Genomic DNA, 16,841 nt, shown 5'->3' with positions numbered 1-16,841 from the left:
TCCGAACCATCATGATTCTCAGAAAACTCTTCGGCTTCGTCGCGACCGCCATCATCCTTCTCGTCGCGATCCTGATCGGGCGCTCGCTCTGGGTGCACTACATGGACGATCCCTGGACGCGCGACGGCCGCGTCCGTGCCGAGATCGTCAACGTCGCGCCGGACGTGTCGGGCGCGATCGTCGAGCTGCCCGTGCATGACAACCAGCTCGTGAAAAAGGGCGACCTGATCATGCAGATCGACCCGTCGCACTACCAGATCGCGGTCGAGCAGGCGCAGGCGGCCGTCGCCGCCCGCCGCGCGGAACTGCAGATGCGCCGCGACGACGCGGCCCGTCGTGCCGACCTCGACGCGCTCGTCGTGTCGAAGGAAAACCGCGAGAACGCGGCGCACAGCGCGTCGAGCGCCGATGCGCAGTACCAGCAGGCGATCGCCGCGCTCGACGCCGCGAAGCTCAACCTCGAACGCACGCGCGTGGTCGCACCGGTCGACGGCTACATCACGAACCTGCAGACGTTCAAGGGCAACTACGCGGTGGCCGGCCAGGCGAAGCTCGCGATCGTCGACAGCCATTCGTTCTGGGTCTACGGCTACTTCGAGGAAACCAAGCTGCCGCGCGTGAAGGTCGGCGCGCCGGCCGAGATGCGGCTGATGAGCGGCGGCGTGATGAAGGGCCACGTCGAGAGCATTTCGCGCGGCATCTACGATCGCGACAACCCGCAAAGCCGCGACCTCGTCGCGGACGTGAACCCGACCTTCAACTGGGTGCGCCTCGCGCAGCGCGTGCCGGTGCGCATCCGCATCGACGAGGTGCCGGCCGACGTGGTGCTGTCGGCGGGCACGACCTGCACGGTCATCATCGATCCGGACCAGCGGAAGAAGTCGTAAGCGCCGACCTGCCGGCCGGACGCCTACGCCGCGATGCGAAAGCGTCCGACCAGCGACTTGAGCGCCTGCGCCTGTTCGTCGAGCGCATTCGCCGCGGCGGCGGCCTGCTCGACGAGCGCGGCGTTCTGCTGCGTGCCGGCATCCATCTGCGTGACCGCGCGGCCGATCTCGTCGATCCCGGCGCTCTGCTCGTCCGACGCCGCCGAGATCTCGCCGATGATGTCGGTCACGCGCTTGACCGCCCGCACCACGTCGTCCATCGTGCTGCCCGCATCGCGCGCGAGCGCCGCGCCGTTCGCGACGCGCTCGACCGACGCGCCGATCAGCGCACGGATCTCCTTCGCCGCGGTCGCCGCGCGCTGCGCGAGCAGCCGCACCTCGCCCGCGACCACCGAAAAACCGCGCCCCTGCTCACCCGCGCGCGCCGCCTCCACCGCCGCGTTCAACGCGAGAATGTTGGTCTGGAACGCGATCCCCTCGATCGTGCCGATGATGTCGCGAATGTTCTTCGCGCTGTCGTCGATCTCGCTCATCGTCGCGACCACGCGGCCGACGACTTCGCCGCCCGCCTCCGCGACGGCCGACGCATTGGCCGCGAGCGCGCTCGCCTGACGCGCGTTCTCGGCATTCTGCCGCACGGTCGACGTGAGCTCTTCCATGCTGGCCGCGGTGCGCTCGAGCGCGACGGCCTGCTGCTCGGTGCGCCGCGACAGGTCGAGGTTGCCGGTCGAGATCTCGCCGGACGCGGCCGCGATCGCCTCGGCGCTGACGGCGATCTCGCCGACGGTCGCCGCAAGCCCGGACTGCATGTCGGACAGCGCGCGCACCATGCTGTCGCGGTCGTGCCGGCCGAGCGGAATCGGCCGCGTCAGGTCGCCGCGCGCGATGTCGGCGGCGATCGCCTTCGCCTCCGCAGGCTCGCCGCCGAGCTGCGACGCGAGGCGGCGCACGACCCGCTCGGCGATCGCGATCGCCAGCATGATCAGCGCGGCCGTCATCGCCGCGATCATCGCGAACGACGACGAGAAGATCGTTGCGGATGCATCGAGCGTCGCCTTCGACTTCGCGCCGCGCGTCTTCACGAGCATCGCGACGAGCTTCTCGAGCTTGCCGGTCTCGACCAGCAGCGACACGTCCTGCGTGCCGACCTGCCAGTTCATCTGCGACAGGTCGAGCGGCTGCGCCTGCACGAGCGCGACGAAATCGCGCAGATGGCCGCTCCACGTGCCGACCGCCAGCGAGAACGCGCGCAGTCGTGCGGAATCGTCCGCATCGGCCGGATCCGCGTAATGCTGCAGCGTCGCGAGCGCCTGGCCGATCGACGCGAGCCCCGCGCCGACTTCGGCGCCCAGGTCGTCGCGTTCCTTCGCGGTGGTGGCGGTCAGCAGCATCTTCTGCGCGCGGCTCGCGCGCAGCACCTCGGCGCGCACTTCCTCCGCCGCGCGGCTCGCGACGTGCCCCTGCTCGTAGACCGACGCAATCGACGCGTTGAGCCGGCTGATCTGCCACAGCGAGAACACGCCGATCGCGAGCGTGCCGGCCAGCAGGATCGCGAACGCGGCGCGCAACGTCGCTTTTACGGTCCACGTCCGGCGTTCGTGCCGGGCTGCGCGCGCGTGCCGCGAGGCGGGCCTGGCGGCTGCGTCGGTCGCGGCTGTGGCCGCAACCGGCCGCGGATGCAATGAAGCTGCTTTCATCGATATTTCCCCGTATTGATCGTGCCGCCGGAAAGGTCGGTTCCGGCGGCCGGCATTCACGCAATGGCCCGTCATGCCGCGCGTCCTGCACCCGTCCGGCTCGTGGCCGGCGCCGGGCGCGGCGCGCCTGTGTTGTCGTTGCGTCTTCTACGGCCTCGATCGGCGCGCCTTGAGTCCGGACAAACACCGATCCGGTCCCGCGCGGCGCGACGAAAGGCGGACACGCCGCAGCGTTATACCCGGCCAAAAAAGGGTGCAATGGGTCGAATCGTCGTAGCAATGTCCGAATCGCGACAAAAGTTGGCCGGACATTCTCGATACGCCACATTAGACTTCTTTGACGCAACAACGATTCGAACGCGCCGATCCCCATCAGAGCGCGTCCCGTCACCTCAACTCGCTCAGCTCACATGGAAACCAGCCTCGATACGGGCGCCGGCACCGCCGCCGCCCAGCCGTCTGCTCCGCGCGCCCCGCGTACCGTCTACCCGGTGCTCGGCGCGATCAGCTTCTCGCACATGCTCAACGACATGATCCAGTCGTTGATCCTCGCGATCTATCCGATGCTCAAGAGCCAGTTCGCGCTGTCGTTCGCGCAGATCGGCCTGATCACGCTGACCTACCAGATCACCGCGTCGCTGCTGCAGCCGCTCGTCGGCCTGTACACGGACAAGCGGCCGAAGCCGTATTCGCTGCCGGTCGGGATGGGCTTCACACTCGCGGGGCTGCTGCTGATGTCGGCCGCGCCGAACTTCGCGACGCTGCTGGCGGCGGCGGCGCTGGTCGGCTGCGGCTCGTCGGTGTTCCATCCGGAATCGTCGCGCGTCGCGCGGATGGCGTCGGGCGGCCAGCACGGGCTCGCGCAGTCGCTGTTCCAGGTCGGCGGCAACGCCGGTTCGGCACTCGGCCCGCTGCTCGCCGCGCTCGTGATCATCCCGCACGGCCAGCACAGCATCGCGTGGTTCTCGGCGGCCGCGCTCGTCGCGATGGTCGTGCTCACGCAGATCGGCCACTGGTACAAGAAGCATCCGTCGATGAAGAAGAAGGCGGCGCCGGCCGGCCATCCGACGCTGTCGCCGGGCCGCGTGCTCGCCGCGATCGGCGTGCTGGTGCTGCTGGTGTTCTCGAAGTACTTCTATCTCGCGAGCATCAACAGCTATTTCACGTTCTACCTGATCGACAAGTTCCACCTGTCGGTGCAGGCCGCGCAGATCCACCTGTTCGTGTTCCTCGCGGCGGTCGCGGCCGGCACGCTGATCGGCGGGCCGGTCGGCGACCGGATCGGCCGCAAGTACGTGATCTGGGTGTCGATCCTCGGCGTCGCGCCGTTCACGCTGCTGCTGCCGTACGCGAACCTGTTCTGGACGAGCGTGCTGAGCGTGATCATCGGCGTCGTGCTGGCGTCGGCGTTCGCCGCGATCCTCGTCTATGCGACGGAGCTGATGCCCGGCAAGGTCGGGATGGTCGCGGGCCTGTTCTTCGGCTTCGCGTTCGGCCTGGGCGGCGTGGGCGCCGCCGTGCTCGGCCAGCTCGCCGACGCGACGAGCATCACGTTCGTCTACAAGGTGTGCTCGTTCCTGCCGCTGATCGGCGTGCTGACGGTGTTCCTGCCGAACCTCGAAAGCAGCCGGCGCAAGAAGGCGTGACGAAACGGCCGCGGCTTGGGTGCCGCGGCCGGTCGATCAGCTTGAAGCGAAAATATGACGGCGGCTCAGGCCGCCGTCGTCGCATGCAGCGTCAGGAACCGCTTCAGGATGCCGGACGAATAGCTGCTCGCGATCGCCGACAGGAAGTGCGAGAACGACTGCGTCGCGTGATCGTCGGCCGTATCGGAGATCGTGCGCACGATGGCGAACGGCACGTCGTGTTCGGCACACACCTGCGCGATCGCCGCGCCTTCCATCTCGACCGCGAGCGCGTCCGGCAGCGCGTCGCGCAGCGCGACGACTTCCCGCTCGCTCGACACGAAGCGGTCGCCGCTGATGATCAGCCCGCCATGCAGCGTCCCGCCGGCGAGCCCGAAACGCGCGGCGAACTGTGCGCCCTCCTCGGCGACGAACAGCGTGCACGCGGCCTTCAGGCGGGCCGTCAGCGCCGCGTCGGTCGCGAACCGCGTGATGCCGAGCAGCGGCACCTCGTAGCGCGGAAACAGCGGCGACGCATCGAGATCGTGCTGCAGCAGCGTGTCGGCGACGACGACGTCGCCGATACGCACCGTGCGCGACACGCCGCCGGCGACACCGGTGAACACGACGCCGGACACGCCGAACACATGGATCAGCGCACTGACGGTGGCGGAAGCCGCAACCTTGCCGACCCGCGCGAGCGTGACGACGCAGGCCGCACCGTGCACGGTGCCGACGTGGTAATCGCGGCGGCCGAGCGTGATCGTCTTCATCACGCCGTCGGCGCGCATCGCGGCGATCAGGTCGCCGAGTTCCTCGGGCAGCGCGGCCAGAATGCCGAGCGGACGCGTCGATACCGTTTCAACCATGTCGATGCTCATCATTCCACCGCCTGCAGTTTCGCGACCGCCAGCGCGAGCCACTTCTCGCCGTGCCGCTTGAACTTCACCTGCGCCTTCGCATCGGCGCCGCTGCCTTCGAGCGCGGTGACCGTGCCCTCGCCGAACTTGGTATGGAAGACCGGCTGGCCGACGCGGAAACCGGTGTCGGCTGCGCGCTGCTTGTTCGCGAAGGCCGGCAGCGGCGCGGTGACCGCCGCGTCGACGACCTGCTCGCGGCTGCCGCCGCCCGGCCGCGCGAACCAGTCGCGCCCCCAGCCGGCGTTGTCCGAGCGGCCGCCCCAGCGCGAGCCGGCCTCGACCTTCGGCGTGAGCCACTTCAGCACGTGCTCCGGCAGTTCGTCGAAGAAGCGCGAGCGCACGTTGTAGCGCGTCTGGCCGTGCAGCATCCGGCTCTGCGCGAACGACAGGTAGAGCCGCTCCTTCGCGCGCGTGATCGCGACGTACATCAGCCGGCGCTCTTCCTCGAGGCCGTCCGATTCGAGCACGCTGTTCTCGTGCGGGAACAGCCCTTCCTCGAGGCCGGTGATGAACACGGCCGAGAATTCGAGGCCCTTCGCCGCGTGCACCGTCATCAGTTGCACCGCGTCCTGGCCGGCCTGCGCCTGGTTGTCGCCGGCTTCGAGCGATGCGTGCGACAGGAAGCCCGCGAGCGGCGTCATCGTGTCGGGATTCTGCGCGGGGTCGCCGAGCGGCGCCGGGTCGAGCACGTCGACCGACGGATCGCCTGCGTCCACGCCGAGCTCCGGCGCCGCGATCGCACCCGCGCGCAGCGGAATCGAGCGGGCCGGTGCGTCGAGCCCGTAGCCTTCCTCGCTGACGAACGCGGTGGCCGCGTTCACGAGTTCCTGCAGGTTCTCGAGGCGGTCCTGGCCTTCGCGCTCGCCCTGGTAGAAATCGGCGAGGCCGCTCGCGCGCACGACGTATTCGACGGTCTCAGGCAGGCTCATCTGCTGCGTCTCGGCGCGCATCTTCGCGATCAGGGTCGCGAATGCGCCGAGGCTCGTGCCGGCCTTGCCGGTCACGTACGGAATCGCGGCGGCCATCGAGCAGTCGTACAGGCGCGCGGCGTCCGCGAGCTGCTCGATCGAGCGCGCGCCGATCCCGCGCGTCGGGAAATTCACGACACGCACGAACGCGGTGTCGTCGTTCGGGTTGTCGATTAGCCGCAGGTACGCGAGCGCGTGTTTCACTTCCTGGCGCTCGAAGAAGCGCAGGCCGCCGTACACGCGATACGGGATGCCCGACGTCATCAGCGTGTGCTCGATCGCGCGCGACTGCGCGTTGCTGCGATACAGGACGGCCACCTCGCTGCGCGACATCCCGGTGTTGATCAGCGAGCGGATCTCCTCGACGATCCAGCCGGCCTCCTGCGCATCCGTGCTCGCCTCGTACACGCGCACGGGCTCGCCATGGCCGGCGTCGGTGCGCAGGTTCTTGCCGAGGCGATGCGCGTTGTTCGAGATCAGCTGGTTCGCCGCATCGAGGATGTTGCCGTGCGACCGGTAGTTCTGCTCGAGCTTGATCAGGTTGCGCACGCGGAATTCGTCTTCGAAGTCGCGCATGTTGCCGACGTTCGCGCCGCGGAACGCGTAGATCGACTGGTCGTCGTCGCCGACCGCGAAGATCGCGTTCTCGCCGCCCGCGAGCATCTTGAGCCACGCGTACTGCAGCTTGTTGGTGTCCTGGAACTCGTCGACGAGGATGTGCCTGAAACGCGCCTGGTAGTGCGCGCGCAGCGGCGCGTTGTACGCGAGCAGCTCGTAGCAGCGCAGCAGCAGCTCGGGGAAATCGACGACGCCCTCGCGCTGGCACTGCTGGTCGTACGCCTGGTACAGCTCGACGAACTTGCGGTTGAAGTTGTCGGACGCGTCGACCTTGTCGGGTCGCAGCCCCTGCTCCTTCGCGTTGTTGATGAAGTACTGGACGTTCTTCGGCGGGTATTTCTCGTCGTCGACGTTCGCCGCCTTCATCAGCCGCTTGATCGCCGACAGCTGGTCGGCCGTGTCGAGGATCTGGAAGGTCTGCGGCAGGCCGGCGTCGCGCCAGTGCGTGCGCAGCATCCGGTTGCACAGCCCGTGGAACGTGCCGATCCACATCCCGCGCGTGTCGATCGGCATCATCGCCGACAGCCGCGCCATCATCTCGCGCGCGGCCTTGTTCGTGAAGGTGACGGCGAGCACGGTGGCCGGCGATGCGTAGCCCTGCTGGATCAGCCACGCGATACGTGTGATCAGCACGCGGGTCTTGCCGCTGCCCGCCCCCGCGAGGATCAGCGCCGGTTCGTTCGGCAGCGTGACGGCGGCGTATTGTTCAGGGTTCAGATTGGCGAGCAGATCGGGCATGGAGCGGCAGCGGACGTGCGAGAAAAATGCGGACCCGCCATTATAAGTCGGCCGCGCGATGCCGTTTCCGATCAGTTGTGCCGCGGGCCGTCGCCCGCGCTGCGCGCCCCTTGCGACGCGCCCGCGCGGGCAAGCGATGGCTGGCCGATGTGCATCCATTTATAATTGTCAGATTCGGCATCCAATTCACGCATTTTTCGGCAGATTTCCAACCATGAGCGACAGCACGCTTGCGAAGAGTTTCGAGCCCCACACCATCGAGTCCCAATGGGGGCCGGAGTGGGAAAAACGCGGCTATGCCGCCCCGGCATTCGACCCGGCGCGTCCCGATTTCGCGATCCAGCTGCCGCCGCCGAACGTCACCGGCACGCTGCACATGGGCCACGCGTTCAACCAGACGATCATGGACGGCCTCGCCCGCTACCACCGGATGCTCGGCGAGAACACGCTGTGGGTGCCCGGCACCGACCACGCGGGGATCGCGACCCAGATCGTCGTCGAGCGCCAGCTCGACGCGCAGGGCGTATCGCGCCATGACCTCGGCCGCGAGAAGTTCGTCGAGCGCGTGTGGGAGTGGAAGCAGCAGTCCGGCTCGACGATCACGGGCCAGGTGCGCCGCCTCGGCGCGTCGACCGACTGGTCGCGCGAATATTTCACGATGGACGACAAGATGTCGGCCGCCGTGCGCGACGTGTTCGTCACGCTGTACGAACAGGGCCTGATCTACCGCGGCAAGCGCCTCGTGAACTGGGATCCGGTGCTGCTCACCGCGGTGTCGGACCTCGAAGTCGCGAGCGAGGAGGAAAACGGCCACCTGTGGCACATCCGCTACCCGCTCGTCGACGGTTCGGGCTCGCTGACCGTCGCGACCACGCGTCCGGAAACGATGCTCGGCGACGTCGCGCTGATGGTCCACCCGGAAGACGAGCGCTACGCGCACCTGATCGGCAAGCTCGTCACGCTGCCGCTGACGGGCCGCGAGATCCCGGTGATCGCCGACGACTACGTCGACCGCGAGTTCGGCACGGGCGTCGTGAAGGTCACGCCCGCGCACGACTTCAACGACTACCAGGTCGGCCTGCGCCACAACCTCGCGCCGATCGAGATCCTCACGCTCGACGCGAAGATCAACGACAACGGCCCCGAGCAGTATCGCGGCCTCGACCGCTTCGACGCGCGCAAGGCGATCGTCGCCGATCTCGACGCGGAGGGCTTCCTCGACTCCGTGAAGCCGCACAAGCTGATGGTGCCGCGCGGCGACCGCACGGGCGTCGTGATCGAGCCGATGCTGACCGACCAGTGGTTCGTCGCGATGACGAAGCCGGCGCCGGAAGGCACGTTCAACCCGGGCAAGTCGATCACCGAAACGTCGCTCGACGTCGTGCGCAGCGGCCAGATCAAGTTCGTGCCGGAAAACTGGACGACCACCTACTACCAGTGGCTCGAGAACATCCAGGACTGGTGCATCTCGCGCCAGCTCTGGTGGGGCCACCAGATTCCCGCGTGGTACGGCGAGAACGGCGAGGTGTTCGTCGCGCGCGACGAGGAAGAGGCGCGCGCGCAGGCCGCCGCGAAGGGCTACACCGGCGCGCTGAAGCGCGACGAGGACGTGCTCGACACGTGGTTCTCGTCGGCGCTCGTGCCGTTCTCGTCGCTCGGCTGGCCGAACGAAACGCCTGAACTGCAGCACTTCCTGCCGTCGTCGGTGCTCGTCACCGGCTTCGACATCATCTTCTTCTGGGTCGCCCGGATGGTGATGATGACGACGCACTTCACCGGCAAGGTGCCGTTCCACACCGTCTACGTGCACGGTCTCGTGCGCGACGCGGAAGGCCAGAAGATGTCGAAGAGCAAGGGCAACACGCTCGACCCGATCGACATCGTCGACGGCATCGACCTCGAGACGCTGGTCGCGAAGCGCACGACCGGCCTGATGAACCCGAAGCAGGCCGCGACCATCGAGAAGAAGACGCGCAAGGAATTCCCGGACGGCATCGCCGCGTTCGGCACCGACGCGCTGCGCTTCACGATGGCGTCGATGGCGACGCTCGGCCGCAACGTGAACTTCGACCTCGCGCGCTGCGAAGGCTATCGCAACTTCTGCAACAAGCTGTGGAACGCGACGCGCTTCGTGCTGATGAACTGCGAAGGCCACGACTGCGGCGCCGACAAACCGGAAGTGTGCGGCGCGGGCGACTGCGGCCCCGGCGGCTACCTCGACTTCTCGGCGGCCGACCGCTGGATCGTGTCGCTCCTGCAGCGCACCGAGGCCGACATCGCGAAGGGCTTCGCCGATTACCGCTTCGACAACATCGCGACCAGCATCTACAAGTTCGTGTGGGACGAGTACTGCGACTGGTACCTCGAACTCGCGAAGGTGCAGATCCAGAACGGCACGCCGGAACAGCAGCGCGCGACGCGGCGCACGCTGCTGCGCGTGCTGGAAACGGTGCTGCGCCTCGCGCACCCGATCATCCCGTTCATCACCGAAGCGCTCTGGCAGAAGGTCGCGCCGCTCGCCGGCCGTTATCCGCAAGGCCAGGCCGAGGGCGAAGCGTCGCTGATGACGCAGGCGTATCCGGTCGCGAACCTGCAGAAGATCGACGAGGCGTCCGAACAATGGGCGGCCGACCTGAAGGCGATCGTCGACGCGTGCCGCAACCTGCGCGGCGAGATGAACCTGTCGCCGGCGACCAAGGTGCCGCTGCTCGCGGCCGGCGATGCCGAGCGCCTGCGCTCGTTCGCGCCGTACGTGCAGGCGCTCGCGCGCCTGTCGGAAGTGCAGATCCTGGCCGACGAAGCGACCCTCGACAAGGAAGCGCACGGCGCGCCGATCGCGATCGTGGGCCCGAACAAGCTGGTGCTGAAGGTGGAAATCGACGTCGCGGCCGAACGCGAGCGCCTGTCGAAGGAAATCGCGCGCCTGACGGGCGAGATCGCGAAGTGCAATGCGAAGCTCGGCAACGAGGCGTTCGTCGCGAAAGCCCCGCCGGCCGTGGTCGAGCAGGAGCAGAAGCGCGTCGCCGAATTCCAGAGCACGCTCGAAAAACTGCGCGCTCAGCTCGATCGGTTGCCTGCGTAACAAACGGTAAGGTCGTTTGCGTTCACTATAATCAGAACGTGAACATAGGCTGTCTGACAAGTCGATTACAGGAATAAAGGTTCGATCATGTTGAAAGTCACCAAGGCGGTATTCCCCGTTGCCGGTCTCGGCACGCGGTTCCTCCCGGCAACGAAGGCGAGCCCGAAGGAAATGCTGCCCGTCGTCGACAAGCCGCTGATCCAGTACGCGGTCGAGGAAGCGATCGCCGCGGGCATCACCGAGATGATCTTCGTGACCGGGCGCAGCAAGCGCGCGATCGAGGATCACTTCGACAAGTCGTACGAGGTCGAGGCCGAACTCGAGGCGCGCGGCAAGGAGAAGCTGCTCGAGCTCGTGCGCAGCATCAAGCCGAGCCATGTCGACTGCTTCTACGTGCGCCAGCCGGAAGCGCTCGGCCTCGGCCATGCGGTGCTGTGCGCGGAGAAGCTCGTCGCCGACAATCCGTTCGCCGTGATCCTCGCCGACGACCTGCTCGACGGCAACCCGCCCGTGATGAAGCAGATGGTCGACGTGTTCGACCACTATCACAGCTCGGTGATCGGCGTGGAAGAGATCCCGCCGTCGGAGACGAAGTCGTACGGCATCGTCGACGGCAAGGAGTGGGAGGAGTCGATCGTCAAGATGTCGGCGATCGTCGAGAAACCGGAGCCGGAAGTCGCGCCGTCGAACCTCGGCGTGGTCGGCCGCTACATCCTGAAGCCGCGGATCTTCGAACACCTGCGTGCGCTGAAGCCGGGCGCGGGCGGCGAGCTGCAGCTCACCGACGCGATCCAGGCGCTGCTCGCCGACGAACAAGTGCTGGCCTACAAGTACCAGGGCACGCGCTATGACTGCGGCAGCAAGCTCGGCTACCTGAAGGCGACGGTCGAGTTCGCGCTGCGCCACCCGGAAGTCGGCACCGACTTCGACGCGTACCTGCGCGCGCGCGGCAACGGGCAACCGGCTGCCTGAACGCGGCACGGGCCGGCCTCGCCTCCCCGGCGGGCCGCCCTCGCGTCACGGCCGGCGCGTCAGCGCGTGACGGCCGGCTTCACCGAGACGACGCCCGGCATTGCGCCCGCGTCGTCTTTTTTCGTCTTCACGAGCCAGCCGTCACCCTGCTCGAACGGCAGCTTCGCGAGCGCGCTCTTCACGAGCGTCGGCGCGGCCTGCTGCGTGAGCGCATCGCGATCGCGCAGCGACGCCGACACGCGATAGACGTCGACGCCCGTCTTCGCATCGACGAAACGCAGCGTCAGCACGTGGCGGTACACCTTGCCCGCGAACGGCAGCGCGAACGGCGCCGGTCCGTCGACGGTCACGCACGCGCTGCTTGCCGCGCCGCACTGGTCGGCCGTCGCCGCGACCGACGCCGGCTGCGTCGCATACGCGATCGACAGCCGGTAGCGCGCGGCCTGGCCAGGCTGCGCGTCGAAGCCGCGCTGCGCGAGCTCGTCGTGCACGAGCGTCTCGATCTGCCGGTATTCGGCATCGTCGGCCTGAGCGGCCGTGCGAACGAAATCGTAGCCGTGCGCACCGGATGCGAACGCATTCGGCTGCCCGAGCGCGCTCACGCCGGTCGTGACGCCGGCGCAACCCGTCAACAGCGACGCCGCCAGCGCGGCCGCTGCCCATTCCTTTCTCATGACTTCCCCCAAATGCCTGCCGTCGTGCCCGGCCCTGTCAGGCGGACGGCTCGTCGATCGCGGGCAGCGACACCGTCACCGCGGTGCCGACACCCACTTCGCTGTCGACCGTCACGCTGCCGCCGTGGCGCGTGACGACCGTCTTCACGAATGCCATGCCGAGCCCGGAGCCCGAGATTTCGGGCCGCTCGCCGGCATGGAACCGCTTGAAACGCTCGAACAGATGCTGCAGATCTTCCGGCGCGATGCCGTACCCCTGATCGCGAATCGTACAGAAGATCCGCTTCGATGCATGCTCGACCGACAGCGTACACGCGATCACCGTGTCGGACGGACTGTATTTGACTGCGTTGTTCAGCAGGTTGACGAACGCACGCGTGATCAGCGAGCGGTCGGCGCGCGTCCAGCACATGTCGGCCCCGGCGTCGGTCTCGATGCGGATGCGCTTTGCCTGCGCCTGCGGCCAGACTTCGTCGCTCGCGTCGATCAGCACGTCGACCAGGCTCGTCGGTTCGAGCTGGTACGCCTGCGACTCCGCGCGCGCCAGCTGCACGAACTCGTCGGCGAGCGACAGCGCACGGTGCGCATAGCGCTCGATCCGCGCGAGCAGCCCGCGCATCGCGTCGGTTTCGACGCGATCGCGCTCGATCTCGACGAGCGCGAGGATCGACGACTGCGGCGAGCGCATGTCGTGCGACAGCAGGTGCAGCGCCTCCTCGCGCTGCCGCTCGGCCGCGTGCAGCTCGGTCACGTCGACCAGACCGGCGATCCAGCCCGTCACGTGGCCCTGCGCGTTCGTACACGGGGCGTAGCGTAACAGATGGTCGAGCCCGTCGCGATCGCGCACCTCGATGCCGCGCGCCATCGCTTCGTCTTCGGCCCCGAGCGTCGGGTCGAGCGCGTCCGGCCAGTGTGCGCGGATCGTGACGTCGTGTTCGGCGTTGCCGTCGACGGTCTTCATGAAGGTCAGCTCGCCGAGCGCGGCGCGCAGCGGCCGCCCTTCCGGCACCGGCAGCGCGAGCCGCGAACCGTAGCGCTTCGCCGCATGGTTCGCGATCAGCACGGTGCCGGCCAGGTCGGTGACGAAGATCGGCTCCGGCATGCTGTCGAGGCTGTCCCACACGAAGCGCTTCATGTCCTGCACGCGCTGCGCGGCCTGCGCCATCAGCGCCATCTGCCGTTCGAGCACGTCGCCGCCGACGCTGCGCGTGCGCGGTGCCTCGGGCAGCAGGTGCGGCTCATCGGCGAGCCGCTGCAGCTCGCGGCGCAGGTACGACATCGTCATTTCCAGGCGCCGCCAGTTCCAGATCGGGTAGACGGCGACCAGCCCGAAGATGGCCGGCGCGGGCGATAGCCATATGCGCGCCTCGAACAGCAGCGCCAGGCTCGCGACGACGGCCAGCGCGGCCAGGCTCAGCGTCAGCAGCAGCGCGCGCCACGGCGACAGCATCAGGAAGCCGCCCAGCAGCACGGCGAGCGGCAGCAGCGATGCGGCGAAGAGTCCGGCACGCGATGCAGGCAGGATCGCGCTGCCGGTCGTCAGCATGTCGAGGACGTTCGCGTGGATGTACACGCCGGCGAGCGGACCGAAGTCGCCCGACACCGGCGTCGCGAAGCGGTCGTAGAGGCCCGACGCCGTCACGCCGACGACGACGATCTTGCCGCGCAGTGCGTCGGGTTTCACGCGCCCTTCGAGCACGTCGTCGAACGACAGCGTCGGATACGCGGGCGTGTTGCGGCTGAACGGGATCAGGTAGCGGCCGTCGCCGGTCGCGTCGCGCGACAGGTCGTGCGCTTGCGCGCCGGGCGTGCCGCCGACCGGATGCAGCCGGCCGGCCTGGATCGCACGATAGACGGGCACCATCAGCTGCGGCCAGCGCACGCGGCCGTCGCTTTCGAACAGCGCGACGCTACGCACGATGCCGTCGGGATCGACTTCGAGATTGATGTGGCCGAGTCCCATCGTGCGTGCCGACAGCTCCGCCACCGGCGGATCGACGGTGCGCGTGCCGTCCGCCTGTTCGGGGCTCAGCAAGACGGGCAGGAAGGTCGGCACACGGGCCATCGCGTCGGCGAACGCGCGATCCTCCGGCGACTGCTCGGTAAACAGCACGTCGTAGACGACCGCGGCCGGCTGCGCACGCGCCAGCGTGTCGAGCAGCCGCGCGTGCACGCTGCGCGGCCACGGCCAGCGGCCGAGTGCGGACACGCTCTGGTTGTCGATGTCGACGACGACGACGTCGGGCGACAGCGGCAGGCTGCGCAGCATCAGCAGCCGGTCGTAGATCAGCCCGTCGACGCTCGACGACAGCCGGCCGAGCGCGCACGCGAGTATCACCGCGATCCCGAGGCAGCCGATCGCGATCCACTCGATCAGGAAGCGGCGGCCGAGGCGCCGCCGCGGGGAAACGGAGTCGGTTTTCATGCGCCGCGGGTCAGCGCGACAACGTGAACGCGTTGACCGGACTCGTCTTCTGATAGAACTTGCCGCCCTCGAACTCCTCGACCGTCACCGCCCAGTAGTAGTCGCCGGGCGGCAGGTGGGAGACCGTGATCCGGCGCGCCTGCAGGCCCATCTGGTCGACGACCGGCGCGCTCAGGTCCTTCGAGTGCGACAGCACGAACCGATAACGCGCGTCCTTGGCCGCGTCGTTCGGCGCCCAGCGGAACTCGTAGCCGTCCGGGCCGGGCGACGCGCTCGCATCGAGCCCCATCAGGCGCCGCTCGAACGCGTAAATGTGCGGCATGCCTTCGAGGCCGTTGTCGTCGATCGCGGAAATCCGGACGAAGTACGTGCCGTTCGGCACCTCGCGGAACACCGCGCGCGACGAGACCGTGCGCGTTTCGCTGAACAGTTCGAGCATGCCCGCGTCGCGCGCGAGTTGCAGGTGATAGGCATGCGCATGCTCGAGCGGCGCGACGTCGAACGTGAGGTCGGGCTCGTCCTGCACCTTGTCCGGATGCGTGAGCGCGGGCGCCGGCAGCAGCTGCACGGGTGCGCCGACCGCGCCGGACGACGTCGTGACGCTGCCGAAGTTCGCATGCACGAGCGTCGGGTCGGCCGGCTGCTGCTTGCCCGCGACGCCGACGGTGCCGTCGAGCACCTCGACACGCGTCGCCGCGTTGCCGGCGGCGTCGTAGTTCACGCGGAACCGCGTGCCGCGCACGCCGGCCACGACCGACGGCGAGCGGATCTGGAAGCGGTCGTCGCGCTTCTTCAGATGCGTGACCTCGCTGTCGACCGAGCCGCGCGTGAGCTCGAACTCGCGATCGAGCGTGCCGGTCAGCACGGTGCGGCGCAAGGTCTTCAGGTCGAGCTGGCTGTCGGGCGGCAGGCTCATGTGCGTGCCGTCGGCCAGTTCGAGCGTCAGGAAGCCGTTCGCGCCCGTGCGCACGCGGTCGCCCTCGGTAAGCGTCGCTTCGTTCGCGAGCGGCGCGTACGCGCCGCCGGACGCGCGCTCGGCCGTGCCCTGCACCGCGACGACGCGCGCGGTCAGCTTTTCCTTGCGCAGCCGCGCGACGGGCAGCTTCAGCGCGATGTCGGGCTGCAGGTGTTTCGGCGCGGGCACGCCGTTGATCCGTTGCAGCAGTTGCCAGTCGTCCGGGCCCTGCAGGTAGCGCGCGGCGACGTCGTACAGCGTGTCGCCGGCATGCGTGCGGTAGACGACCATCTTGCCCGCGGCAGCGCTCGGCTGCGCGACGGCCTGCTGCGCCGCGAACGCAAACGCGACCGCGCACGCCGCATGCAGTGCCGCCGTGCGCAGGTTCGCCGTGCGCTGGGTGATGCGCCGGGTCACTCCGGCTCTCCCTGACCGACCCGCTCGAGCCGGTAGCCGTAGCCGTAGATCGGCGCGAGGCGATAGCCGTTTTCCGGCCGCAGGCCGAGCTTCGTGCGCAGCATCGAGATGTGCGTGTCCATCGTGCGCGACGGGATGTCGGTCGCCTGCTTCCACACGAGATCGAGAATGTGCGCGCGCGACAGCGGCCGGTCGAGGTGCTGGAACAGCAGCAGCGCGAGCTCGAATTCCTTCTGCGTGAGGCTCACGGCCTTGTCGCCGACATACGCCTGCTTCAGGTTCACGTCGAAGCGGAACTGGTCGAACTCGCGAACGGTCGCCTCCGCATTGACCGGATACGCGCGGCGCAGCAGCGAGCCGATGCGCGCGCGCAGGATCGGGCCCGACACGGGCTTGACCACGTAATCGTCCGCGCCGGCGTTGAGGATCTGCGTGATCCCCGCCTCATCGTCGCGGCTCGTCATGAAGATGATCGGCAGGCTGTGCTCGGTCTGGTTCGCACGCACCCACTTGAGCACTTCCTCGCCGGACATGTCGGGCACGTTCCAGTCGAGCACGAGCAGATCGAACGTCTCGCGCTGCAGACGCTTCTTCAGGGCCTTGCCTTCCTTGAACGCATAGCACGTGTGGCCGACGGCCGTCAGCGTTTGACTGACGAAATCCGTCTGGGCCGGATCATCATCCAGTACAGCAATTCTCATAGCACCCCGCAAATCGAAATCGATTCGTCCAGTTCAGCTCCCCGCACTCATCCCGCCGCGCAGCATGCGCGCGGCGCCCGACACCGGCCGACGAGCCGTCGTTTGCCGAGCGCGCAACCTGCGCGACACGGCGCCCCGGCCACCCATCTCAAAAACGGGGCA

The 16,841-nt window shown here is 68.2% G+C and carries 11 protein-coding genes; 4 read left to right on the top strand and 7 right to left on the bottom strand.

The features are described from left to right. Nucleotides 1-11 precede the first annotated feature (11 nt). Entirely contained in the window at nt 12-887 is an 876-nt protein-coding gene (locus U4Z31_RS11365) for an HlyD family secretion protein (protein ID WP_044846076.1), read from the top strand. Between the two features lie 23 nt (nt 888-910). Here the strand turns inward: U4Z31_RS11365 and U4Z31_RS11360 are convergent, their stop codons facing one another. Continuing rightward, nucleotides 911-2,584, bottom strand: coding sequence for a methyl-accepting chemotaxis protein (locus U4Z31_RS11360; protein ID WP_321810383.1), 1,674 nt, complete (start codon nt 2,582-2,584; stop codon nt 911-913). A gap of 410 nt (nt 2,585-2,994) precedes the next feature. Between U4Z31_RS11360 and U4Z31_RS11355 the strand changes: the two genes are divergently transcribed. After that, nucleotides 2,995-4,230, top strand: a complete 1,236-nt coding sequence (locus U4Z31_RS11355; protein WP_124488965.1) for an MFS transporter — start codon at nt 2,995-2,997, stop codon at nt 4,228-4,230. A gap of 65 nt (nt 4,231-4,295) precedes the next feature. On the opposite strand, the gene U4Z31_RS11350 is transcribed toward U4Z31_RS11355, so the two are convergent. After that, nucleotides 4,296-5,093 (bottom strand): 5'-methylthioadenosine/adenosylhomocysteine nucleosidase, encoded by a 798-nt coding sequence (locus tag U4Z31_RS11350; protein ID WP_321810382.1) that lies wholly within the window; start codon nt 5,091-5,093, stop codon nt 4,296-4,298. Beyond that, the gene (locus U4Z31_RS11345) at nt 5,090-7,453 is read right to left on the bottom strand and encodes a UvrD-helicase domain-containing protein (RefSeq protein ID WP_321802163.1); all 2,364 of its coding nucleotides are present in this window, start codon (nt 7,451-7,453) and stop codon (nt 5,090-5,092) included. The genes U4Z31_RS11350 and U4Z31_RS11345 overlap by 4 nt, the downstream gene beginning before the upstream one ends. Before the next feature lie 214 nt (nt 7,454-7,667). Here U4Z31_RS11345 and U4Z31_RS11340 point away from each other — a divergent pair, with 214 nt between their 5' ends. Beyond that, complete coding sequence (locus U4Z31_RS11340) at nt 7,668-10,535, top strand: valine--tRNA ligase (RefSeq protein WP_321810381.1); 2,868 nt, start codon at nt 7,668-7,670, stop codon at nt 10,533-10,535. A gap of 87 nt (nt 10,536-10,622) precedes the next feature. Then, nucleotides 10,623-11,507, top strand: coding sequence for a UTP--glucose-1-phosphate uridylyltransferase GalU (gene galU, locus U4Z31_RS11335; protein WP_044846083.1), 885 nt, complete (start codon nt 10,623-10,625; stop codon nt 11,505-11,507). Nucleotides 11,508-11,566: 59 nt separating this feature from the next. Here the strand turns inward: galU and U4Z31_RS11330 are convergent, their stop codons facing one another. From U4Z31_RS11330 to U4Z31_RS11315, 4 genes are read right to left on the bottom strand one after another with little or no spacing between them, the layout of a single operon-like run. Next, nucleotides 11,567-12,181 carry a DUF4136 domain-containing protein gene (locus tag U4Z31_RS11330; RefSeq protein WP_044846084.1) on the bottom strand — a complete coding sequence of 205 codons (615 nt, stop codon included), beginning with the start codon at nt 12,179-12,181 and terminating at the stop codon, nt 11,567-11,569. A 37-nt stretch (nt 12,182-12,218) separates the two neighbouring features. Continuing rightward, nucleotides 12,219-14,606, bottom strand: coding sequence for a CHASE2 domain-containing protein (locus tag U4Z31_RS11325; protein ID WP_321810380.1), 2,388 nt, complete (start codon nt 14,604-14,606; stop codon nt 12,219-12,221). A gap of 10 nt (nt 14,607-14,616) precedes the next feature. Then, the gene (locus U4Z31_RS11320) at nt 14,617-15,978 is read right to left on the bottom strand and encodes a FecR domain-containing protein (RefSeq protein WP_321810379.1); all 1,362 of its coding nucleotides are present in this window, start codon (nt 15,976-15,978) and stop codon (nt 14,617-14,619) included. Next, entirely contained in the window at nt 15,975-16,679 is a 705-nt protein-coding gene (locus U4Z31_RS11315) for a response regulator transcription factor (protein WP_006490421.1), read from the bottom strand. The genes U4Z31_RS11320 and U4Z31_RS11315 overlap by 4 nt, the downstream gene beginning before the upstream one ends. Nucleotides 16,680-16,841: the final 162 nt, after the last annotated feature.

Origin of the sequence: Burkholderia sp. BCC1985, assembly GCF_905339915.1 — a bacterium.
Classification (GTDB): domain Bacteria; phylum Pseudomonadota; class Gammaproteobacteria; order Burkholderiales; family Burkholderiaceae; genus Burkholderia.
This window is presented reverse-complemented; position numbering and strand designations above follow the sequence as displayed.

Coding starts and splice junctions, on each gene's coding strand:
- U4Z31_RS11365 (WP_044846076.1), top strand. CDS start 12: ATGATTCTCAGAAAACTCTTCGGCTTCGTCGCGACCGCCATCATCCTT.
- U4Z31_RS11360 (WP_321810383.1), bottom strand. CDS start 2,584: ATGAAAGCAGCTTCATTGCATCCGCGGCCGGTTGCGGCCACAGCCGCG.
- U4Z31_RS11355 (WP_124488965.1), top strand. CDS start 2,995: ATGGAAACCAGCCTCGATACGGGCGCCGGCACCGCCGCCGCCCAGCCG.
- U4Z31_RS11350 (WP_321810382.1), bottom strand. CDS start 5,093: ATGATGAGCATCGACATGGTTGAAACGGTATCGACGCGTCCGCTCGGC.
- U4Z31_RS11345 (WP_321802163.1), bottom strand. CDS start 7,453: ATGCCCGATCTGCTCGCCAATCTGAACCCTGAACAATACGCCGCCGTC.
- U4Z31_RS11340 (WP_321810381.1), top strand. CDS start 7,668: ATGAGCGACAGCACGCTTGCGAAGAGTTTCGAGCCCCACACCATCGAG.
- galU (WP_044846083.1), top strand. CDS start 10,623: ATGTTGAAAGTCACCAAGGCGGTATTCCCCGTTGCCGGTCTCGGCACG.
- U4Z31_RS11330 (WP_044846084.1), bottom strand. CDS start 12,181: ATGAGAAAGGAATGGGCAGCGGCCGCGCTGGCGGCGTCGCTGTTGACG.
- U4Z31_RS11325 (WP_321810380.1), bottom strand. CDS start 14,606: ATGAAAACCGACTCCGTTTCCCCGCGGCGGCGCCTCGGCCGCCGCTTC.
- U4Z31_RS11315 (WP_006490421.1), bottom strand. CDS start 16,679: ATGAGAATTGCTGTACTGGATGATGATCCGGCCCAGACGGATTTCGTC.